We start from the raw sequence: 20,091 nt of genomic DNA, 5'->3' as shown, positions 1-20,091 counted from the left end.
ACGACCATGTACCGGCCGCGCCCCCGAAATAGGCCCCAACCCACGCTGTTGTACCTCTTTCCACCAGATGATCGATTTCCTTCTCGATCTGACAGTCCTGACGGTAGAGACACGGTCCATCCATGCCTATCCGGTAACGCCCGGAATTCGCTGTACCCCCAGGGTGGTACGTCCAGGGTTACGGGTGCCGGAGATCGGCCGGCGGGGAGGGCGTGATCAAGCCGCTCTCGTAGACGGCGACGACGACTTGCGCACGGCTGGACAGACCGAGCTTGCCCATGATGCGTTTGACGTGGGTTTTGACGGTAGCTTCGCTGAGTTCCAGGTGCTGCGCGATCTGGGCATTGGTCAGGCCATTGCCGATCAGCTGTGACACTTCGGTCTCGCGCGGAGTGAGAGCGCTCAGTCGAGCGCCGGCGACAGCCCTGGTCCGGTGCTGGTGTGCATAGGTTTCGATCAGCCTGCGCGTGATGGCGGGTGAGAGGAGCATGTCACCGGCGACGATGGCCTGCACGGCGGTGATGATCCGCTGCACCGGAGTGTCCTTGAGCAGGAATCCGGACGCTCCGGACGCGAGCGCGGCATAGACGTATTCATCGAGGTCGAAGGTGGTAAGAACGACAACCTGCGGTCGGTTGTCGTGTGGAGCATTTAAAAGCTGTCGAATAGCCGTGATCCCGTCGAGCACGGGCATCCGGATGTCCATCAGGATCACATCCGGGGAGATGCGGGTCGCGAGCTCGATGGCCTGGCGACCGTCGGCGGCTTCGCCGACGATCTCGAATCCGGGTGTGGCACTGAACAAGGTGGCCAGACCGGCACGGATGAGCGCTTGGTCGTCGGCGACGAGAACGCGGATCGTCATCGGACCCCGTTCGTCGGCAGCCGCACTTCGACCGCGAATCCGCCGCTCGTGTGCGGGCCTGCGGTCAGGACACCGCCGTACAGCTCGGCGCGCTCACGCATGCCCGCAATGCCTTGCGGCACAGCAGAGCTCGTCGACGATCCGCACGCACGGCCGTTGTCGATCACCCGTAACGTCAGCGCGTTTTCACCGTAGTCGAGATAGATCCGGGCCGCTGCGGGCCCGGCGTGCTTGAGGACATTCGTGAGCGCTTCCTGAGCAATTCGGTAGGCGCACAGGTCCACTCCCGGCGGCAGGGGCCGAGCGCGCCCGGTGCGGATGAGCTCGATGGGCAGACCGGCCGCACGAGTGTGGTCGGCCAGCTCATTCAGCTGCGCCAGGCCCGGCTGCGGGTGGTAATCCGCAGTATCACCGGGGTCGGTCCGCAACACCGCAAGCATCCGTCGCATCTCGGCCAGTGCCTGGCCACCGGAATCAGCGATCGCGGTGAGCGCCGTGCGTGCGGTCCGCGGATCGGAATCCAGTACGTACTCCGCCACTCCGGCTTGCAGGGAGATAACCGATATGTGATGGGCGACAATATCGTGCAACTCCCGCGCGATCCGCGCCCGCTCCTCAGCGGCGGCCCGCGCCGCGCGTTGGTCGGCCCGCTCGGCCCACCGCCGGAACGCGTCGCCCAGTGCCCACGCCCCCATGGTCTGCAGCACCGCGTTCACCGCATCCGGCCAGCTCAATCCGGCCGCCGTCGGCAGGTAGGCGAATAGCGCGGCGGCCAGCGCCAGCACCCAGATGATCGCGGCGACCCGGGTGGGCCGATGCTGCGCCACACTGAACATCCCGACCAGTAGGCCGATCCCGTAGAGCGGGAAGTCCCCGCCGTGGCCGAGCAGGAGGTAGGCGATCACCGCACCGCTGATGATCACCATGCATGCCACCGGCGCATAACTGCGCCCCACGATCGGCGCTGTCGACAATGCCGCCAACATCAATGCCGGCCAACTCGTACGATCCGACACCGGCATGCCGACCACGGTCAAGGCTGTCAGTGTCACAGCGAGCAGCGTGTCGGTCAGCAGTGGCCGATGATTTGCCCGCACCCGCCCCACGATAGCCAGGCCGACCCGTCGGGTACCACCCATGGAACCTCAGCGAGCCTGACAGGCCGGGCACCAGAACAGATTTCGGGCGTCCAGCACCGAGTGCAGAACCGTGGTGCCACACAGGCGGCAGGGATCGCCGGCTCGACGGTAGACGTAGGTGCGGGGCTTGTCCTTGGCGTATGCCGGTGCGCCATGATCGTCTTCGGGGCGGACCACCACGATCTTGCCGCGCCGGACGCCGACCTTCATCAGATCGACGAGGTCGGCCCAGATCGCTTGCCACTCTTCGCAAGCGAGCTGGGCGCCGGGGCGATGGGGCGAGATGCCTTGGCGGAAAAGGACTTCCGCCCGGTAGACGTTGCCGACACCCGCCACCACCTGCTGATCCATCAGCAACGCGCCGATCGGCCTGCGCGAGCGGTTGATGCGCTGCCAGGCGCGGTCGCGGTCGGCGCCGCGGCGCAGCGGATCGGGGCCGAGCCGATCGGTCAGCGCGGAAACCTCTGGGGCGAGCAGCACTTCGCACGCGGTCGGCCCGCGCAGATCGGTGCCGAAGCCGGGCTGTCCGTCCGGCGCGCCGAGCATGCGCATCCGCACCTGCCCGATCGGCTCCCCCATCGGCAGCTCGGATTCGGTGAACTTCCCGTACAACCCGAGGTGCACGTGCACGACCAAGCCCGAGTCGTAGTGGTGCAGTAGATGTTTGCCCCACGCCTCGGCTCGCGTCAGCAGGTGACCGTCGACCCGGGCGGCACCCGCCGCGAACTTGCCCTGCGGGCTCGACACGCGCACCACACCGCCCGCGAGGCGCTTGTGATGCAGCCTCGCGAGCCGGTGCAGCGTATGGCCTTCAGGCACAGCGTGTTCAGTACGCGGGAACGGCGGGGGCCTCGCCGGACTTCTCGTACTCGGCCAGGATGTCGATGCGCCGCTGGTGGCGCTCCTCGCCCGACCACGGGGTGGTGACGAACGCGTCGACGATGGCCAGCGCCTCCTCGGTGGAGTGCATGCGGCCGCCGATGCCTGCCAGCTGGGCGTTGTTGTGCTGGCGGGCCAGCTGGGCGGTCTCCACGCTCCAGGTCAGCGCGCAGCGGGCGCCGGGCACCTTGTTCGCGGCGATCTGCTCGCCGTTGCCGCTGCCGCCGAAGACCAGCCCGAGGCTGCCCGGGTCGGCGACGGTGCGGCGGGCTGCCTCGATGCAGAAGGCCGGGTAGTCGTCGAGGGCGTCGTATTCGAGGGCGCCGCAGTCGACCACCTCGTGGCCCGCCTTTTCCAGATGATCCTTGACGTGATTCTTGAGTTCGAAACCGGCATGGTCGGCACCGAGGTATACGCGCATGGCAGGCATTCTGTCAGGCCCGGCCGCGGCTCGTTGCGAAGGGGCACAGAGCCCGATTAACACCGGGGACCGCAAGCGCGAATCGAGATACGTCCGGACCGCCGCGGTCTCGCGAACACCGCGAGGTTCCGCTCCTACTCCCAGCAACTGAATAGAGTTCATTCCATGCAGCCGCACGAACCCCAGCCCTCTCAGACGGGCCCGCACGCCGACCCGTATGCCCCGGCCGGGTGGGCGCAGGCGCAGGACGCGCCTTACGGCTCGCCGCCGCCCTACCCCGTTCCGCCTGCCTACGGCCCCTATCCCGGCTTCCCCGTCCCGCCGAACGTGTCGCCACAGCAGCAGCCGCGCGGGCTGTCGCCGTTCGGGATGCCCGCCCGGCACAGCTGGGAGATCCCGATGCTCATCGTGGTGGTCACGCTGACCGTCGTGGCCTACGCGATCGCGGTGCTGTTGCTGGTGACGGGCAGTGTCGACCAGTACGTGCTGCTGCTGGTGTTCGCGCCGCTGCTCATCTGGTTCGGCCGCGGCATTCTCTACTCGACCCAGCGCGTGAACGGCGTCAAGATGTCGCCGACCCAGTTCCCCGAAGGCCATCGAATGGTGCTCGAGGCGGCCGCGCGATTCGGCATGGCCAAGGCGCCGGACGCCTACGTGGTGCTCGGCAACGGCCAGATCAACGCGTTCGCCAGCGGGCACGGGTTCCGCCGCTTCGTGGTGGTGTACAGCGACCTGTTCGAGATCGGCGGAGCCGCACGGGAACCCGACGCGCTGGCCTTCATCATCGGTCACGAGGTGGGCCATATCGCGGCGGGCCACGTCTCGTACTGGCGCCAGCTGGGTATGTTCCTGGTCCCGTTCCTGCCGATCATCGGCAACTCGCTGATCCGCGCGCAGGAGTTCACCGCCGACAACCACGGCTACTGCAACCGGCACGTCGGTGCGCCCGGGGCGATGAGCACGCTGGCTGCGGGCAAGTACCTGAACAAGCTGGTCGGCTTCGACGAGATGGCCGATCGGGCGGCGCTGGAGAAGGGCTTCTTCGTCTGGATGGTCAACGCCATGTCGTCGCACCCGGTGCTGACCTGGCGGATGTGGGCGCTGCGCGACCGGAGCCGCCACGGCAAGCTGTGGTTGCGGCCCACCCCGCCCGCGGGCGCCGTGCCTCCGGCATACCCGAGCTCCTACGGCCAGGCACCCGCGCTGCCGCCGAAACCCGTTCCGTAGCAAGCAGGTGCGAGTGCCGCCCGTACGCGGCACTCGCACGATCGCTCAGTCGAACTCGGGGTCTTCGGTGCGGGTGCGCTTGAGCTCGAAGAAGTGCGGGTAGTCCGCCAGCGTCACCGCGGCGTCCCACAGCTTGCCCGCCTGCTCGCCGCGCGGGATCCGGGACAGCACCGGGCCGAAGAACGCGGTGCCGTTGATGTGGATCGTCGGCGTGCCCACGTCGGTGCCGACCTTGTCCATGCCCTCGTGGTGGCTCTTGCGCAGCGCCTCGTCGTAGTCGGTGCTGTCGGCGGCCTTCGCCAGTTCGGCGGGCAGGCCGACCTCGGCCAGCGAATCGGCGATCACCACGGCGAGGGATTCCTTGCGCGATGCCCGCTCGTACTCGGCGCGGCGGTTGTGGATGCGGGTGGCCATCGCGGTGTAGAGCGGCGAGAGCACCTTGTCCCCGTGCTCCTGCGCGGCGGCGATGGCGACACGGACCGGGCCCCAGCCGGAGGCCAGCAGTTCCTTGTACTGGTCGGGCAGGCCCTCGCGGTTCTCGTTGAGTACCGCCAGGCTCATCACGTGGAATCGGGCCTCGATGTCGCGGACCTGCTCGACCTCGAGGATCCAGCGCGAGGTGATCCAGCACCAGGGGCACAACGGGTCGAACCAGAAATCGGCAACGTCTTTCGCGGAGCCTTGATCACTCACGGCGGGTCCTCTCGAATCGGATATTCGACGGCGGTGGCGTGTCCGATGATGTCGCTCGCTGCGCGCGCTGGTGCCCCGCCGCTATACCGAACCAACCACACCGGCTCCCGATTCGTTCCCATCCGGTGCCCGCGTTTTCGGGAGACGGCGCCGCCCACCCCAGTAGGGTCTATTCGCAGGAGTCCGGTTCCCTCTCGACAAGGAGTCCGAATGACCTCGGATGAGCATTTCGTCATCGTCGGCGGCGGACTGGCTGCGGCCAAGCTGGCGGAAGCATTGCGCGCCAACGACTTTCCCGGCGCGGTGACGCTCATCGGCGCGGAGGAATGGCTGCCCTACGAGCGACCACCGCTGTCCAAGGACCATATGGCGGGCAAGAAACAGCTCGCCGAATTCACCTGCGAACCGCGTCAGTGGTACCGCGACCATCGCGTCGAGGTCCGGGTCGGCACGACCGTCGAAGGCATCGATCGCGCCGCGAAGACGGTCTCGCTGCCGGACGGTTCGACGGTGTCCTACGACAAGCTGGCACTCGCCACCGGCTCGTCCCCGCGAACATTGTCGATCCCCGGCGCCGACGCGCCCAACGTGTACACGCTGCGCACCATCGAGGACTCCGACACCCTGATCGAGCTCTTCGCGAGCGCCGCACAGCGCATCGTGATCATCGGGGCGGGCTGGATCGGCCTGGAGGTCGCCGCGGCGGCCAGGGCCGCCGACCTCGAGGTGACCGTCGTCGAGAGCGCGGAACAGCCACTGCTCGGGGCGCTCGGACCGGAAATGGGCGAGGTGTTCGCCGACCTGCATCGCTCGCACGGGGTCGACCTACGCCTCGGGGTGCAGGTCAGCGAGATCACCACGAAGGAAGGCATCGGAACCAGGCTGGCGAGCGGGGTGAAACTCGCCGACGACACCGTGCTCGATGCCGAGGCCGTGCTGGTCGCGGTGGGCGCCGAGCCGAATATCGAACTGGCCGCCGAGGCGGGCCTGGACGTCGACGGCGGCGTGCTCGTCGACGAACACCTGGCCACCAGCGACCCGGACATCGTCGCCGTCGGCGACATCGCCGAACAGCAGCATCCGGTGCTAAACCGCCGAATTCGGGTGGAGCACTGGGCAAACGCGCTCAACCAGCCCGCCGTGGCCGCCGCGACCATGCTCGGCAAGAAAGCCAGTTACGACCGGCTGCCCTACTTCTTCACCGACCAGTACGACCTGGGCATGGAGTACACCGGCTACGCCGCCCCCGGCGACTACGACCGGGTGGTGACGCGCGGCGATGTCGGCAAACGCGAGTTCGTCGCGTTCTGGCTCGACTCGGACAACCGGATTCTCGCGGGCATGAATGTGAACGTCTGGGACGTGACCGACCGGATCAAGGAACTGATCCTCGCCGGCGAACCGGTCGACCCGGACGCGCTGGCCGACACCTCGAAGCCCTTGTGATGCAGGTCACTTCACGGGTTTGGCGAGATGCGTCGAATCGACGGGTCAGGCTCCGACTACACCACGAGCGCGCCGCACGGGCGCACCGCTCTGTAGCCGGAAAGAGGACCCGATGAAGTACATGCTGCTGAAGACCTACACCGCCCCCGCGTTCTGCGACACACCGATCAACGAATGGTCCCCCGAAGAAATCCAGGCGCACATAGACTTTCAGCGCGCCCTCGGCGAGCAATTGGCCAAGTCGGGTGAGCTGGTAGATGCGCAAGGGCTCGCCGGCCCGACCGAGGCCCGCATCGTCAGCTCCGACGGCCGCTCGGCGCCGGTGGTGACCGACGGACCGTTCCCGGAAACGAAGGAATTTCTGGCCGGGTACTGGATCGTCGACGTGGAAAGCCCGGAACGGGCCTACGAGATCGCCGCGAAAGCCTCGGCGGCACCGGGGCCGGGTGGCAAACCGATCGGCGAATACATCGAGGTGCGGCCGGTGCTGAGCGTCCCGGCCAGCGACCTGTGACCAACCGGCGAGTGGTGCCCGACGACACACCGCTCCCGGCGAGGGCCGAGGACCTGTTGCGCGAGTTGGCGCCACAGGTCCTCGGTGCGTTGGTCCGTCGGTTCGGTGATTTCGACACCGCGGAGGACGCGCTGCAGGAGGCCATGCTCGCGGCCGCGACCCAGTGGCCGGTGGACGGTCTGCCGGACAACCCGCGCGGCTGGCTGATCCAGGTGGCGCAGCGCCGGATGGCCGACGCGGTGCGTGCCGAGGTGGCCCGGCGGCGCAGGGAGACAACGGCCTACGACCGCGACGTGCCCGACGCGATGCCGGTCGACCACGACGACACCCTCGCGATGTTCTTCCTCTGCTGCCATCCCGCGCTGTCCTCGGCCAGCGCCATCGCGCTCACGCTGCGGGCGGTGGGCGGGCTCGGCACGGCGGAGATCGCGCATGCGTTCCTGCTGCCGGAAGCGACCATGGCGCAACGGATCACGCGGGCGAAGAAGAAACTGGCGACGCTGGAGCGGCCGTTCGCGCAGCGGGGTGGTTCCGAATGGCATGCTCGGCTCGGAACCGTCCTGCACGTGCTGTATCTGATCTTCAACGAAGGTAATACCAGCACGTCCGGCCCGGAGTTGCAGCGCGCGGACCTGTCCGCTGAGGCGATTCGGCTCACCCGCGCGGTGCATCGGATGCTGCCCGACGATACCGAGGTCACCGGCCTGCTCGCGCTCATGCTGCTCACCGACGCCCGGCGGGCGGCCCGCACCGGCGCCAAGGGCGAGTTGATTCCGCTCGCCGAGCAGAACCGTGGGCTGTGGGATCGCGCGCAGATCACCGAAGGCGTCACGTTGGCGACGAACACGCTCGCCCAAGGACTTTCCGGGCCGTATCAGATCCAAGCGGCCATCGCAGCGCTGCACGCGCAGGCCGGCAGCGCCGACGAGACCGACTGGACCAAGATCCTCGCGCTGTACGACCTGCTCGAAAAGCTTTCGGACAACCCGATGGTGACGCTCAACCGGGCCGTGGCGATCGCGATGGTGCACGGCCCCGAGGCCGGGCTCGACCTCGCCGCCGCCCTCGACGATCGGCTGGCAGGCAACCACCGGCTCGACGCTGTCCGCGGCCACCTCCACGAGATGGCAGGCAATCCCGACGCCGCTATCGCCTGCTACACCGCCGCGGCGGGCCGCACCCCGAGCGCGCCGGAGAACCACTACCTCACCCTTCGCGCCGCCCGGCTCCGGCATCGCTGAGCGGCTCGCTCGACGGTTGCCGCGGCCGTTGCGACTCGTACGGCAGACTGCATGGGGTGACGGATAAGACCAGTGCGGGCGTTTTGGTATTCCGGCGGCGCGGCGACGCGGACGTCGAGGTGCTGATCGGGCATATGGGTGGGCCGTTCTTCGCGCGCAAGGACAGCGGCGCGTGGTCCATTCCGAAGGGCGAGTACGAGCCGGAGCTGGAGGACGCGCAGGCGGCGGCCAGCCGCGAGTTCCACGAGGAGCTCGGCCTGTTTGTGCCGCCCGGCGACTGGATTCCGCTCGGCGACGTGCGGTACGGCAGCGGCAAGGGGAAGAAGACGGTCACCGTCTGGGCGGTCGAGGGCGACCTGGATCCGGCCGACGTGGTGCCGGGCACCTTCGAGATGGAGTGGCCGCCGCGGTCCGGCCGGATGGCGAGCTTCCCGGAGATCGACCGCGCCGGCTGGTTCGACCTGGCCACCGCGCACGACAAGCTCGGCACCGGCCAGCGGCCGTTCCTCGACCGGCTGAAGGACTACCTCACCCAGGCCTGAGTTCGCCTACTGCGACACACCCGTCCAGGCGCGACCGGTGACGAGTTCGTAAGCCTCCCGGTACTTCTGGCGGGTGACCTCGACGATGTCGGCGGGGATCTCCGGGCCGGGCGGCTCCTTGTCCCAGCCGGTGGAGGTGGCCCAGTCGCGGACGAACTGCTTGTCGAAGGAGCGTTGCGCGCGGCCGGGTTCCCATTCGGCGGCGGGCCAGAAGCGCGACGAGTCGGAGGTCAATACCTCGTCGCCGAGGGTGAGAGTTTCACCGTCCCAGCCGAATTCGACCTTGGTGTCGGCGACGATGACGCCGCGTTCGGCGGCGTGCGCCGCACCGCGGGAGTAGATGTGCAGGGTGAGGTCGCGGAGCTGCTCGGCGACCTCGCGGCCCTCCTGGTTCACCACGTCCGCGAAGGTGATGGACTCGTCGTGCCCCTCGGACGCCTTGGTGGTCGGCGTGAAGATCGGCTCGGGCAGCTTGTCGCCCTCGCGCAGGCCGGGCGGCAGCGCGACGCCGGATACCGAGCCTTCCCGCTGGTACTCCTTGAGCCCCGACCCGACCAGGTAACCGCGGGCGATGCACTCGACCTGCACCATCTTCAACGGCTTGACCCGGATCGCGCGACCGGCGAACTCGGCGGGCACGTCGGTGGCGGAGACCACATGGTTGGGCACGTCGGTGAAGTAGTCGAACCACCAGTTGGACAGCTGGGTCAGCAGCGCGCCCTTGTCCGGGATCGGCGTCGGCAGCACCACGTCGTAGACCGAGACCCGATCGGACGCGACGAGCAGCAGGGTGTCGCCGTCCTCGTAGAGGTCGCGCACCTTGCCTGCGTGCACATGCTTCACTCCGCAGCTCCGATCCTGGATAGGGTTCAGTAAAAAGTCCCGCGCGGGCAACCTTACCCAGGTGGCATCGTGGGGAACGCCCGAGCTAGTTCTTCGAACCCGAAGGAGCCCTATGTCCGCACCGAACCTGACTCGCGACCAGGCGATCGAACGCGCGTCGACAGTGACGGTCGATAACTACCGCATCGACCTGGACCTGACCGACGGTGCGGGCAAACCGGGCGAGCAGACCTTCTTCTCCCGGACCACGGTCACCTTCGCCGCAACGCCGGGCGCGAGCACCTTCATCGACCTGGTGGCCCGCGGCGTGCGGTCGGCGGTGCTCAACGGCACCGCGCTCGACGTCTCCGGCTACGACGAGTCCACCGGTATCACGCTGCCCGACCTGGCCGAGCGCAACGAGCTGGTGGTGGAGGCCGACTGCGAGTACTCGAACACCGGCGAGGGTCTGCACCGCTTCGTCGACCCGACCGACGACTCGGTCTACCTGTACTCGCAGTTCGAAACCGCCGATGCCAAGCGGATGTTCGCCTGCTTCGACCAGCCGGACCTGAAGGCGACGTTCGACGTCAGTGTGACGGCGGCGCCGGAGTGGAAGGTCATCTCCAACGGCGCGGTCGTGGAAACCCTTGCGGCGGAGCCTGGTCGGCACGTTTTCCGTACCACCCCGAAGATGAGCACCTACTTGGTAGCGCTCATCGCGGGCCCGTACGCGCAGTGGACCGACGTCTACACCGACGGGCACGGCAGCATCCCGCTCGGGATCTACTGCCGCGCTTCGCTTGCCGAGTTCATGGACGAAGAGCGGCTGTTCACCGAGACCAAGCAGGGATTCGGCTTCTACCACAACAACTTCGGCGTTCCCTACGCGTTCGGCAAGTACGACCAGCTGTTCGTGCCGGAGTTCAACGCGGGCGCGATGGAGAACGCCGGCGCGGTGACCTTCCTGGAGGACTACGTCTTCCGCTCCAAGGTGACCCGTGCGTCCTACGAGCGGCGCGCCGAGACCGTGCTGCACGAGATGGCGCACATGTGGTTCGGCGATCTGGTCACCATGAAGTGGTGGGACGACCTGTGGCTGAACGAGTCGTTCGCCACCTTCGCGTCGGTGCTGTGCCAGGCCGAGGCGACCGAATACACCAGCGCCTGGACGACTTTCGCGAATGTGGAGAAGTCCTGGGCGTACCAGCAGGACCAGCTGCCCTCCACCCACCCGATCGCGGCGGACATCCCCGACCTGGCCGCCGTCGAGGTGAACTTCGACGGCATCACCTACGCCAAGGGCGCGAGCGTGCTGAAGCAGCTGGTCGCCTATGTGGGATTGGAGCCGTTCCTGGCGGGTCTGCGGGCCTACTTCGCCGATCACGCCTACGGCAACGCCACCTTCGACGATCTGCTCGCGGCGCTGGAAAAGTCTTCCGGCCGTGACCTTTCCGACTGGGGCGCGCAGTGGCTCAAGACCACCGGCCTGAACACCCTGCGTCCGGACTTCACGGTCGACGGTGACGGCAACTTCACCTCGTTCGCCGTCCTGCAGGGCGGCGCGGAGCCGGGTGCCGGTGAGCGCCGCGTGCACCGGCTCGCCATCGGCGTCTACGACGACCAGGACGGAAAGCTGGTGCGCACCAAGCGCGTCGAGCTCGACGTCCAGGCGGCCGAGCGCACCGAGGTGCCCGAGCTGGTCGGCGTGGCGAGCGGGCAGTTCGTGCTGATCAACGACGACGACCTGACCTACTGCTCGGTGCGCCTCGACGCCGGATCGCTGGACGTGCTCGTCAACCGGATCGCCGATATCGCCGAGCCGCTGCCGCGTACCCTCGCCTGGTCGGCGGCCTGGGAGATGACCCGCCAGGCCGAGTTCCGGGCCCGCGACTTCCTCGCGCTGGTCCAGCGTGGCGTGGGCGCGGAATCGGAAATCGGTGTGGTGCAACGACTCCTGATGCAGGCGAACCTGGCACTGCGCAGCTACGCCGACCCGGAATGGTCGGCGAGCACCGGCTGGACCGTGTACGCCGACCGGCTGCTCGAGCTGGCTCGCGAGGCCGAGGGTGGCTCGGATCATCAGCTGGCCTTCGTCAACGCGCTCGCCGCGGCCAAGCTGTCCGACTGGCACACCGAGGTGTTGCAGGAGCTGCTCGACGGCGACCCGGCGAAGGTCGGTCTGGCCGGGCTGGTCATCGATACCGACCTGCGCTGGCGCCTGGTGATCGCGCTGGCGGCGGCGGGCGAGATCGACGCCGACGGCCTCGATACCCCGTTCATCGACCAGGTGCTGGCCAAGGATCCGACCGCGGCGGGCAAGCGGCATGCCGCCACCGCGGCGACCGCCCGCCCGATCGCGGCGGTGAAGGAGCAGGCCTGGACCAAGGTGGTGGAGGACGACACCATCTCCAACATCACCGCCCGCGCGATCGCCGCGGGCTTCGCACCGGCCGGTCAGGCCGAGCTGCTCGCGCCTTACGTGGATCGGTACTTCGCGGCGATCCCCGGCGTGTGGGAGCGGCGCTCCAGCGAGGTCGCCCAGACCGTGGTGGTCAACCTGTACCCGAGCTGGGCGATCAGCGACGACGCGGTCGCGGCTGCCGACAAGTTCCTGGCCGGTGAGCACCCGCCCGCGCTGCGCCGCCTGGTGATCGAAGGCAAGGCCGGCGTCGAACGCGCCCTGCGCGCACGGGTATTCGACAGCCGGTAGCGAACCATGACCAACGGGACATGACGGCTCCAGCTTCGCCGACATGTCCCGTTGATCATGAATGTCACTGGAAGAGAGCGGTATTGGCGGCGGCCCACTGGGCGAAGGTGGTGGCGGGGGCGCCGGTGAGGTCGGCGATGATCGTGTTCGCCTGCTGCGGGTGCTCGACCATGGTGGCGAGGCCGTCGACGTACCATTCGGCGTATTCGCCCATGGCCGGTGTCAGCTGTTGAATCGCCTCCTCACGTGACACTTTCACCATCCTGAGGGGGCGGCCCAGTGCCGCACCGAGCTGCGTGATCTTCTCGGCTCTGGTCAGCGTTTCCGGCCCGGTGAGTTCGTAAACTTTGCCCGCGTGACCGTCGGACAGCAGGACCGCCGCGGCGACGCGGGCGATGTCGTCCATCACCAGCGGTGCGTTGGCGGCCTCCGGGTAGGCGTCCGGCAGTACGTCACCGGCCCGGATCTGGTCGGTCCAGATCGTGGCGTTCTCGGTGAATTCGCCTGCATAGAGGTGCGTCCAGTCGAGCCCGGAGTTCTCCACGGCCCGCGCGATCGGCTGCCAGTCGGTGTACTCGTTGCCGGACAGGTCGACGATGTGCCGGATCCCCGCGGCTTTCGCCGCCGCCACGACCTCGTCGATGGTCTCCAGGACCGGGGCGAGATACATCCGGTCCACCCCCTCGAACGCTGCGGGCAACGACGACACCCGCTTCAGGTAACCCTTGACGACCTCCACTCCGGCCGGAAAGTTCGTCCGCTCCGGATGATTCGACAGCGCCCGGATGTCCTGTGCCCCCGCCGCGAGCAGGTGGTCGACCACCATCCGTCCGATATTTCCGGTAGCTCCGGTCACAAGAATTTTCATCTCACCACCCTGCGCGGCGGGCGCACCGAGTGACAACCCCCAATTCTGGTACTAGCGAAGAGAAAAATTTCCGCGTCTGGGTCTGGGTGTAGTGCCCGCAAACGCCACCGGCGCGCTCACCCAGTGGGTGAGCGCGCCGGAAGCATCACTCGTGACTCCGCCGCAAGGGCGGGATGGTTCAGCGGCCGATCGCGGCAGCCATCACGCGAACCGCGGAAACCAGGCCGTCGATCAGCTGGCCCTGCCGGAACGAGCTGGATGCGGCGGTGACGCCGAGCTGGCAGACCCGGTCGTTCGCGCGGTCGGCGACGTCGCGGCCGGAGCGGACCTCGATCGCCTTGTCGTTGGGCGAGACCGCGATGAGCACCGAACGCGTCGCCTCGGGGGTCGAGGGGAAGATCGCGTCCGCACCAGCGGCCGGATCGGCACCGAGATCGCCGATGTAGACGTTGAAGCGCACCTTGGTCGCGCGGGTCGCCTCGGTGAGCACGTTGTCCATGGCCAGCCGCTCTTCGTCGCTGAACGGGGCCTCCTTGAACACGTCACCCGCCTCGTGCACGCCGGAGACGCGTCCACTGGTGGTCACCACATATCCGCGCGGCAGGTCGGACTCGACCACCGCGGGCCACTTAGAACTTGCCACTTGCCCGGCCTCCGATCAGCTCCGCCTTGGGGGCTTCGAGCGCCGCATGATGACCATGCGACGACTCCGCGTGGTGGCCGTGCGACTCCTCGGCCCTTTCGTGGTGAAATGCGTTCGTCACCTCGTCGGTCGCACTCCACAGCACCGGCGCCGCCGTCCACTGCTGACCGAGGTCGTAGTGGGCGGGCTTCTCGCCGGGGAGTGGCTTACCGAGATACGACAATCCGGCAATCGCGCCGTAGACCACCAGCGGGATGCCGAGGAAGATCAGCACTGTCTCGAGAATGCTCACGGTCCAACGGTAGACGATGCTCTGTAGTAGTTCCTCTTCTGGTCGCACTGTGACTGTTTCGTGTCGGGTCGCGGCGACGACCCCGCCGGTCATGGCCGGGGAGGTCGAAACCGGACGCTGACGTGGATCTCTTCCGGCCCGCACCGCCGCCACAGGGCCCGAGCGGTCCGCCACCCGGTACGGAGGGCGAACACGAGCGCGCCGCAGGCCAGCGTCCGATGCTCGATATCGTCGGGCCATCCGTTGCTGACCATCTCGGCGAACGTCGCGGTCGTCATCACGCCGGCCACCGCAACCGGGATGTCGAGTCGCAGCGTGCGACCGATCAGCCCGGCAGTCACGTAGCGGGCACCGATCGGGACTGCCGATACCGGGTATGACACAGGCAGCGCAGGGCCGGACGGCACATCCGTCCGGACGCTGTCGGCGGTGTCGTCCCGCGCGCTCGGGGTGGCCGACTGGTCTCCGGTATCACCTGTGCGCGTGGCGTCCCCCGCGGGACCGCGGTGAGAATTCAGCATCTGCGTTTCGTCTTCCTAGGTGAGGAATCCGTGTTCGAGCACTGAATCAGCACGACGGAACACGAACTCAGGAATATTCAGGGAATGCGACCGACGCACGATTACGTGCAGTTCTTCTCTGGAATTCGCGGCGGGCCCGACTCGAGCTCACCGGGCCTGCCACCCTTCGCCAGCGAGAGGACGAATACGAGCATAGCCAAGACCAGCCGGGTTTCAACATTCCTTTTGCACCCTTCCGGCAGAAGTGAGTCAGCTCAGAGCGAAATCGGTCCAATAGAGTGGCAACTCTCGGAAAGCTTCCAAATAGCAGTCACGCCGATAGGCGCGTTTGGAATTGGAATTCCAAATACGATTCGGTGCCGTTCCAACCGAGCACCGCCAACTCTCGGATGCCATTCCAAACAGGCGGATTTGGACTCTCTTCCACCGCCCTTACCTGCGCTTTTGGAAATCTTCCCAGAGAGCAGGCCGCACAGGGATGACGAACGCCTGTCGAGGTTTCGTCGGCAACCAGCCCACGATAGACCGGGTTACGAGTCGAGCACAGCGATCCAACTCCAGCCACCCGGCTCGCGCACACCTCGAAGAATCCGCGCAGTACTCGACAACAGAAATTTCGACAAACTGCATACAGCGAAGTGTCGAATCCGCCGATATGCCTACCGATTCGAGATTGCAAATGCAAATACACCAGTGCAGGCTGTGCGGAAAAGTAGACGGTCGAGAATTATGCGGCGCCGTAATGACGGACAGCGAAAGCCCGGTCCTACGCGACCCCCGGCCGATTGCGGGCAGACCACCGACCCGCGGCGGCCGTGGCCAAGCGCGCCATCATCAACTCCGCGGCCGTCGCGGAGTCGGTCGGAGACACCGCTTGAACATTGCGGAGCCGAGCGTCACGTGGATACACCGGTTCCCGCACCGGATCCCATGCGGTCGTCACCGAGGTGAACTCGACTCCGCCTCGAATCTTGGCCGCGGTGAACAAATCTCGTCCGCTCAACGGCACGGCGACCCCACGCTGCTTCGCGCGCTCGACCACCTCGATCACCATAGCGACAACCTCGGCCGTTTCCGGAACCCGGCGATGACGGCCGCTACGTCGTTCACCGGCCCGGTAGATCCGCGCGAGGCGTCCGGTGCCGTCATGATCGACCACCGCCACCGAGCTCACCAGCCCATAACCGGTCCGCGCAGGCACGGCTGTCACTCGCCACGCCGCCACGTACAACGCAGGCTGCAGCACACTGGTGGCCTTGGTGCCCGCCGACCCCAGATACACGAGTTCACCATGGCCACCGTAAATTCCGAGCACGCCGGATTCGGTGAACACGATGTCGCCGGGGCGCAAGTCGACGTGGCGTACGGCGACCGCCATCACCGGCAACTCGAACCGGATATCGGGTGGCAGCGGCAAGTCGATGGCCTTGAAGGCCTCGCGCACGAGCCATGCCTGCGATCCCGCGTACGGGAAGACCAGGCGGTCGATCGCCCGCAGCGCGGCCGGTCCCGGTTCGGCGGCCCGCGCCGCGGCCTCGACCTGTTCGGTCACCGCACACATGACCGCCTCGTACTCCGATACGACGCTCTCGGTCGACGAGTCGGCCGGGCGCGACGGCAGCGTCACCTGCTGCGCAGCGGCACCGTCTCGTGGGCCAGGCGGGACGTCGGCCGACGACGGCGGAACGGTATCGAAAACTGTTGGTGTGGCCAGACTCTGCGCAGGGCGGTCCGTCAGCAGCACAGACTCCCACGTGATGCGGCGTGTCGTCCTAACCTGATCCCGGGGGATCAGCCAGCCGTACGATCCCCCCACCGACGCGGCGAACAGCAAAGCGAGTCCATTGCCCGCATAAAGACATTCACGGCCGTCGGCCAGGATGAGGATGTCGCCTGGCTCGGCGTTCTCGAACGGCACGTGCACGCCGGCCTCGGCCTGTTCGCCCGCGCGGGTCCGCAAAGTGATCCCGGCGGCGCCATAAGCCTTGCGAATGAACGATGCCGCGGTGAGATTCTCGAGGGAGCGCGGGTCAGCGAGTTCTTCGCGCACGAACCGCAATGCCATTCGACCTGGCGAGACCCGCACCCCCGAATCCCGCAGCACGCTGCCGACCCACCAACGGTCGGCCTGCGCAACCGGCTCCACGCCCACTGTCTGCACCGCGGGATCGCGCGGCTGCCACGGTTCGTAGGCATGCGGCTCGTACTGTGTCGCAGGCAAGGGTGTGATGAAACGCGTGCCGACGGAGCCGTAGACATCAGCCGGCGAGAAAGCCTTTCTCGGCGAAAACCGTTGGGTAAGCCCACGCCACAGCTCCGACCAGCCGCCCGGTTGGGCAGTCAACGGGGCGTCAGGACCGGCGTTGACAGTGTTCGGCGCAACGCTTTCCCGCTGCCCGGCAACCGGACCGGAGACACCCGGGTGCCGTCCCGGAGAGGGCACACCGTCGGTCTGCGGTCGAGGCGGCTCTGCTGTTCCGCGGGGCACTGTCTTGCCCGCCTCCGGGAACCTGCGCCTGATCTCCGCGCAGCGGGCCACCGCGAACTCGATCTGCTCCGGTGGGAGTTCGCAGCTCTCCAAATACTTGTGGAGCAGCGCAGGCTTCGGGAAGCTCGTGTAGGTGGGGTTTCCGGCGTAGTTGTACACCGTCTGCCGTCCGGGCTTACCGGCACAGCGTTTCGCGACGGCAGCCCTGGACAACCCCGAGGAACGCTGCGCCTCGGCGGTCATCGCCAGGAACTCCATGCGCAGTCGGTCGTAAGAGGCGCCGTCGAGATCGAGCGTGAGTTTCAGCTCGGTGCCTGCCTTCTCGGCCGCGGACACCTCGGCCCTCACCGCGATGAACGGCAGTCAGCACCACCCGGGACCCGACGTAGTGCGCCACCGAGCCACGCGCCACAGTCAGCTCTCCGACACCGCACGCACCTCGGCACTCCGGCGGACACGACAAAACCGGTCACGTCAACTCCTCAACCTGTGTAACGAAGGAGTCCGCTGGCCGCGGTGCTGCGCGCCGACCACTGCGATCGGCGCTCGTGGTCCGGATCCACTATGAGGTGGGTACCAGCCGTTGAGCCTCGCGTGCCTCGCGAACCCCAAAGCATCGTGGGTGCAGCCGAATTCGGGACCATCGCGGCACTGCGCGCTACAGGCTGGTTAAGCCGAGCGCGGCCCCCCACTGCACTGGGGGCACCGACCAGTCTCCCATTCCGCGACCGCTCACGGCCAGTCCCCGCGAGCAAAAATCACAAATGTGTAACTTCGCTGAGAGCGAACCACGTTCGGGTCGCTGACAACCCCGCCGACCAGCGATTTGGACTAAAACGCAAGCCCCCTGAACGCGAATGTGGACCGCATGAATTAGTCCAATTGGAAAAATGCATCGCGCACATAGGCAAATTTCGGCGTGGCGGATGCGGCCGTCAGGCAGCGTAGCGGCGGCCGCCGGGCTCGCAACGATCAATCGCTACGGGCGCAGCCCTCCCCACGCTGGGGTGTGGCCGCACACAGCAACACCCCAGCACAACTACGCGTACCTGCCGAGCAGACGCCGCAGCCCTATGCCTTCAGCATCGTTCTGCCGCAGCGGCTTCCGCAGTCCGTCGACCGGCTGCCCCTCGAAAGTTCAGCGGACCACCGTGCCCGCTAGACCAGCCACGCGGCGGTGTTCGGCGGCAGCTGGCCACCGTCGAGCGCGGCGCTGGCCAGCAGCACGTCGCCGGGTGGCAACTGGGTGGGTGTGTTCGACGCGTTCAGCACACAGACCAGGCCGCCCTCGCGGCGGAAGGCGAGGCACCCGGGCGGGCTGCCGTACCACTCGATCCGGTCACCGCTGAATTCCGGTCGCAGGCCGCGTAATTCGATGGCCATCCGGTAGAGCGAGAGGGTGGAGCCGAGTTCCTCGAGCTGGGCTTCCACGGTGCGTCCCGCCCAGTCGGCCGGCATCGGCAGCCACGGTGTGCCGGTGGTGAAGCCGAACGGCGGCGTGGCGCCCTCCCACGGGATCGGCACCCGGCAGCCGTCGCGGCCGCGTTCGGTGTGCCCCGACCGTTCCCACGCCGGGTCTTGCAGTACCTCGTCGGGTAGGTCGTCCACGTTCGGCAAACCGAGTTCGGCGCCGTTGTAGATGAAGACCGTGCCGGGCAGCGCGAGCTCGACCAGCAGCATCGCGCGGGCCCGCGCCTCACCCACCGCACCGCCGCCGTAGCGGGTCACTTCCCGGGCGATGTCGTGGTTGGACAGCGTCCAGGTGGGTGCGGCCGCGACCGGCGCGACCGCGGCGAGCGAGTTGTCGATCGCCGCACGGACGTGGTCGGCGTCGAAGTCGGTCTTGGCCAGCCGGAAATTGAAGGCCAGGTGTAGCTCGTCGGGGCGCAGGTACTCGCCGAATCGCGTGTTGTCGTTCACCCAGACCTCGCCGATCGACACCGCGTCCGGGTAGTCGTCGAGCACCTTGCGGATGCGGCGGTGGATCTCGTGCACGGCGGGGTTGTTGAAGCGCGGATCGTCGTCGTCGTTGGACAGCATGCTGGACTTGGCCACCGCCATATCGGGCAGCCCGGCCGGCTTCGCCATGCCGTGCGCCACGTCGAGGCGGAAGCCGTCGACGCCGCGGTCCAGCCAGAACCGCAGGGTCTTCTCGAAATCGGCGGCGACCTCTGGGTTTTCCCAGTTCAGGTCGGGCTGTTCCGGCGCGAAGATGTGCAGGTACCACTGGCCCGGCGTGCCGTCGGGCTCGGTGATCCTGGTCCAGGCGGGGCCGCCGAAGATGCTCGGCCAGTTGTTCGGTGGGGCGTCGCCGCCGGGGCCGCGCCCGTCCCGGAAGAGGTAGCGGGCCCGTTCCGGGCTGCCTGGTCCGGCTTCCAGCGCCGCGAGGAACCAGGGATGTTCGTTGCTGGTGTGGTTGGGCACCAGGTCCATCGTGATCTTGATGTGGCGCAGGTGCGCCTCGGCGATCAGCTCGTCCATGGCGGCGAGGCCGCCGAACAGGGGATCGATATCGCGCGGGTCGGCCACGTCGTAGCCGCCGTCGGCCATCGGCGAGGTCATCACCGGACACACCCAGAGTGCGTCGATGCCGAGCAGTTCGAGGTAGCCGAGTTTCTCCCGGACGCCACCGAGGTCACCGACCCCGTCGCCATCGAAGTCCGCGAATGATCGGGGATAAACCTGGTAGAAAACGGCCGACCGCCACCATGGTTGCTTGGTGCGATCCACCGGCACCAGCACGGCGGGTGTATCAGTCACACCTGCAATAGTGCCAA

General features: G+C 67.4%; 18 protein-coding genes. 6 read left to right on the top strand and 12 right to left on the bottom strand.

Annotation, left to right across the window (positions count from 1 at the left end; translation table 11 throughout):
• Nucleotides 1–178: 178 nt before the first annotated feature.
• From DMB37_RS29305 to DMB37_RS29290, 4 genes are all read right to left on the bottom strand, one after another.
• The gene (locus tag DMB37_RS29305; RefSeq protein ID WP_135235441.1) at nt 179–865 is read right to left on the bottom strand and encodes a response regulator transcription factor; all 687 of its coding nucleotides are present in this window, start codon (nt 863–865) and stop codon (nt 179–181) included.
• Complete coding sequence (locus DMB37_RS29300) at nt 862–1,917, bottom strand: sensor histidine kinase (protein ID WP_167768971.1); 1,056 nt, start codon at nt 1,915–1,917, stop codon at nt 862–864. The genes DMB37_RS29305 and DMB37_RS29300 overlap by 4 nt, the downstream gene beginning before the upstream one ends.
• A 93-nt stretch (nt 1,918–2,010) precedes the next feature.
• Nucleotides 2,011–2,823 carry an Fpg/Nei family DNA glycosylase gene (locus tag DMB37_RS29295; RefSeq protein WP_135235439.1) on the bottom strand — a complete coding sequence of 271 codons (813 nt, stop codon included), beginning with the start codon at nt 2,821–2,823 and terminating at the stop codon, nt 2,011–2,013.
• A 7-nt stretch (nt 2,824–2,830) separates the two neighbouring features.
• A complete protein-coding gene (locus DMB37_RS29290; protein WP_135235438.1) occupies nt 2,831–3,304 on the bottom strand; it encodes a ribose-5-phosphate isomerase in 474 nt (157 codons plus the stop codon).
• 165 nt (nt 3,305–3,469) lie between these two features.
• Here DMB37_RS29290 and DMB37_RS29285 point away from each other — a divergent pair, with 165 nt between their 5' ends.
• Nucleotides 3,470–4,531 carry a M48 family metallopeptidase gene (locus DMB37_RS29285; RefSeq protein ID WP_370465226.1) on the top strand — a complete coding sequence of 354 codons (1,062 nt, stop codon included), beginning with the start codon at nt 3,470–3,472 and terminating at the stop codon, nt 4,529–4,531.
• A 45-nt stretch (nt 4,532–4,576) separates the two neighbouring features.
• On the opposite strand, the gene DMB37_RS29280 is transcribed toward DMB37_RS29285, so the two are convergent.
• Nucleotides 4,577–5,224, bottom strand: coding sequence for a DsbA family protein (locus DMB37_RS29280; protein WP_135235437.1), 648 nt, complete (start codon nt 5,222–5,224; stop codon nt 4,577–4,579).
• A gap of 210 nt (nt 5,225–5,434) precedes the next feature.
• Here DMB37_RS29280 and DMB37_RS29275 point away from each other — a divergent pair, with 210 nt between their 5' ends.
• The 4 genes from DMB37_RS29275 (at nt 5,435) to DMB37_RS29260 (ending at nt 8,967) form a co-directional block, all read left to right on the top strand.
• Complete coding sequence (locus DMB37_RS29275) at nt 5,435–6,670, top strand: NAD(P)/FAD-dependent oxidoreductase (protein ID WP_135235436.1); 1,236 nt, start codon at nt 5,435–5,437, stop codon at nt 6,668–6,670.
• Between the two features lie 112 nt (nt 6,671–6,782).
• Entirely contained in the window at nt 6,783–7,184 is a 402-nt protein-coding gene (locus DMB37_RS29270) for a YciI family protein (RefSeq protein ID WP_135235435.1), read from the top strand.
• Entirely contained in the window at nt 7,181–8,425 is a 1,245-nt protein-coding gene (locus DMB37_RS29265; protein ID WP_135235434.1) for an RNA polymerase sigma factor, read from the top strand. Before DMB37_RS29270 ends, DMB37_RS29265 begins: the two co-directional genes overlap by 4 nt.
• A 56-nt stretch (nt 8,426–8,481) precedes the next feature.
• Entirely contained in the window at nt 8,482–8,967 is a 486-nt protein-coding gene (locus tag DMB37_RS29260; protein ID WP_135235433.1) for an NUDIX domain-containing protein, read from the top strand.
• 6 nt (nt 8,968–8,973) lie between these two features.
• On the opposite strand, the gene DMB37_RS29255 is transcribed toward DMB37_RS29260, so the two are convergent.
• Complete coding sequence (locus DMB37_RS29255; RefSeq protein ID WP_135235432.1) at nt 8,974–9,810, bottom strand: phosphoribosylaminoimidazolesuccinocarboxamide synthase; 837 nt, start codon at nt 9,808–9,810, stop codon at nt 8,974–8,976.
• A gap of 112 nt (nt 9,811–9,922) precedes the next feature.
• Here DMB37_RS29255 and pepN point away from each other — a divergent pair, with 112 nt between their 5' ends.
• Nucleotides 9,923–12,502 (top strand): aminopeptidase N, encoded by a 2,580-nt coding sequence (gene pepN / locus DMB37_RS29250; RefSeq protein ID WP_135235431.1) that lies wholly within the window; start codon nt 9,923–9,925, stop codon nt 12,500–12,502.
• Nucleotides 12,503–12,566: 64 nt separating this feature from the next.
• Here the strand turns inward: pepN and DMB37_RS29245 are convergent, their stop codons facing one another.
• The 6 genes from DMB37_RS29245 to DMB37_RS29220 form a co-directional block, all read right to left on the bottom strand.
• Entirely contained in the window at nt 12,567–13,370 is an 804-nt protein-coding gene (locus DMB37_RS29245) for an NAD(P)H-binding protein (RefSeq protein ID WP_135235430.1), read from the bottom strand.
• Between the two features lie 178 nt (nt 13,371–13,548).
• Entirely contained in the window at nt 13,549–14,013 is a 465-nt protein-coding gene (locus tag DMB37_RS29240; RefSeq protein WP_135235429.1) for a DUF5130 domain-containing protein, read from the bottom strand.
• Nucleotides 14,000–14,305 (bottom strand): hypothetical protein, encoded by a 306-nt coding sequence (locus DMB37_RS29235; RefSeq protein WP_135235428.1) that lies wholly within the window; start codon nt 14,303–14,305, stop codon nt 14,000–14,002. The genes DMB37_RS29240 and DMB37_RS29235 overlap by 14 nt, the downstream gene beginning before the upstream one ends.
• 89 nt (nt 14,306–14,394) lie before the next feature.
• Nucleotides 14,395–14,826 (bottom strand): hypothetical protein, encoded by a 432-nt coding sequence (locus DMB37_RS29230; RefSeq protein WP_135235427.1) that lies wholly within the window; start codon nt 14,824–14,826, stop codon nt 14,395–14,397.
• 766 nt (nt 14,827–15,592) lie between these two features.
• The gene (locus DMB37_RS29225; protein WP_135235426.1) at nt 15,593–17,662 is read right to left on the bottom strand and encodes a hypothetical protein; all 2,070 of its coding nucleotides are present in this window, start codon (nt 17,660–17,662) and stop codon (nt 15,593–15,595) included.
• A gap of 810 nt (nt 17,663–18,472) precedes the next feature.
• Nucleotides 18,473–20,074, bottom strand: coding sequence for a glycoside hydrolase family 13 protein (locus DMB37_RS29220; protein ID WP_206055029.1), 1,602 nt, complete (start codon nt 20,072–20,074; stop codon nt 18,473–18,475).
• Nucleotides 20,075–20,091 lie beyond the last annotated feature (17 nt).

The organism is Nocardia sp. CS682 (assembly GCF_004634405.1).
Lineage (GTDB): Bacteria > Actinomycetota > Actinomycetes > Mycobacteriales > Mycobacteriaceae > Nocardia > Nocardia ninae.
The sequence above is the reverse complement of the archived record's forward strand: the minus strand, read 5'-3'. Positions and strand labels throughout refer to the sequence as shown.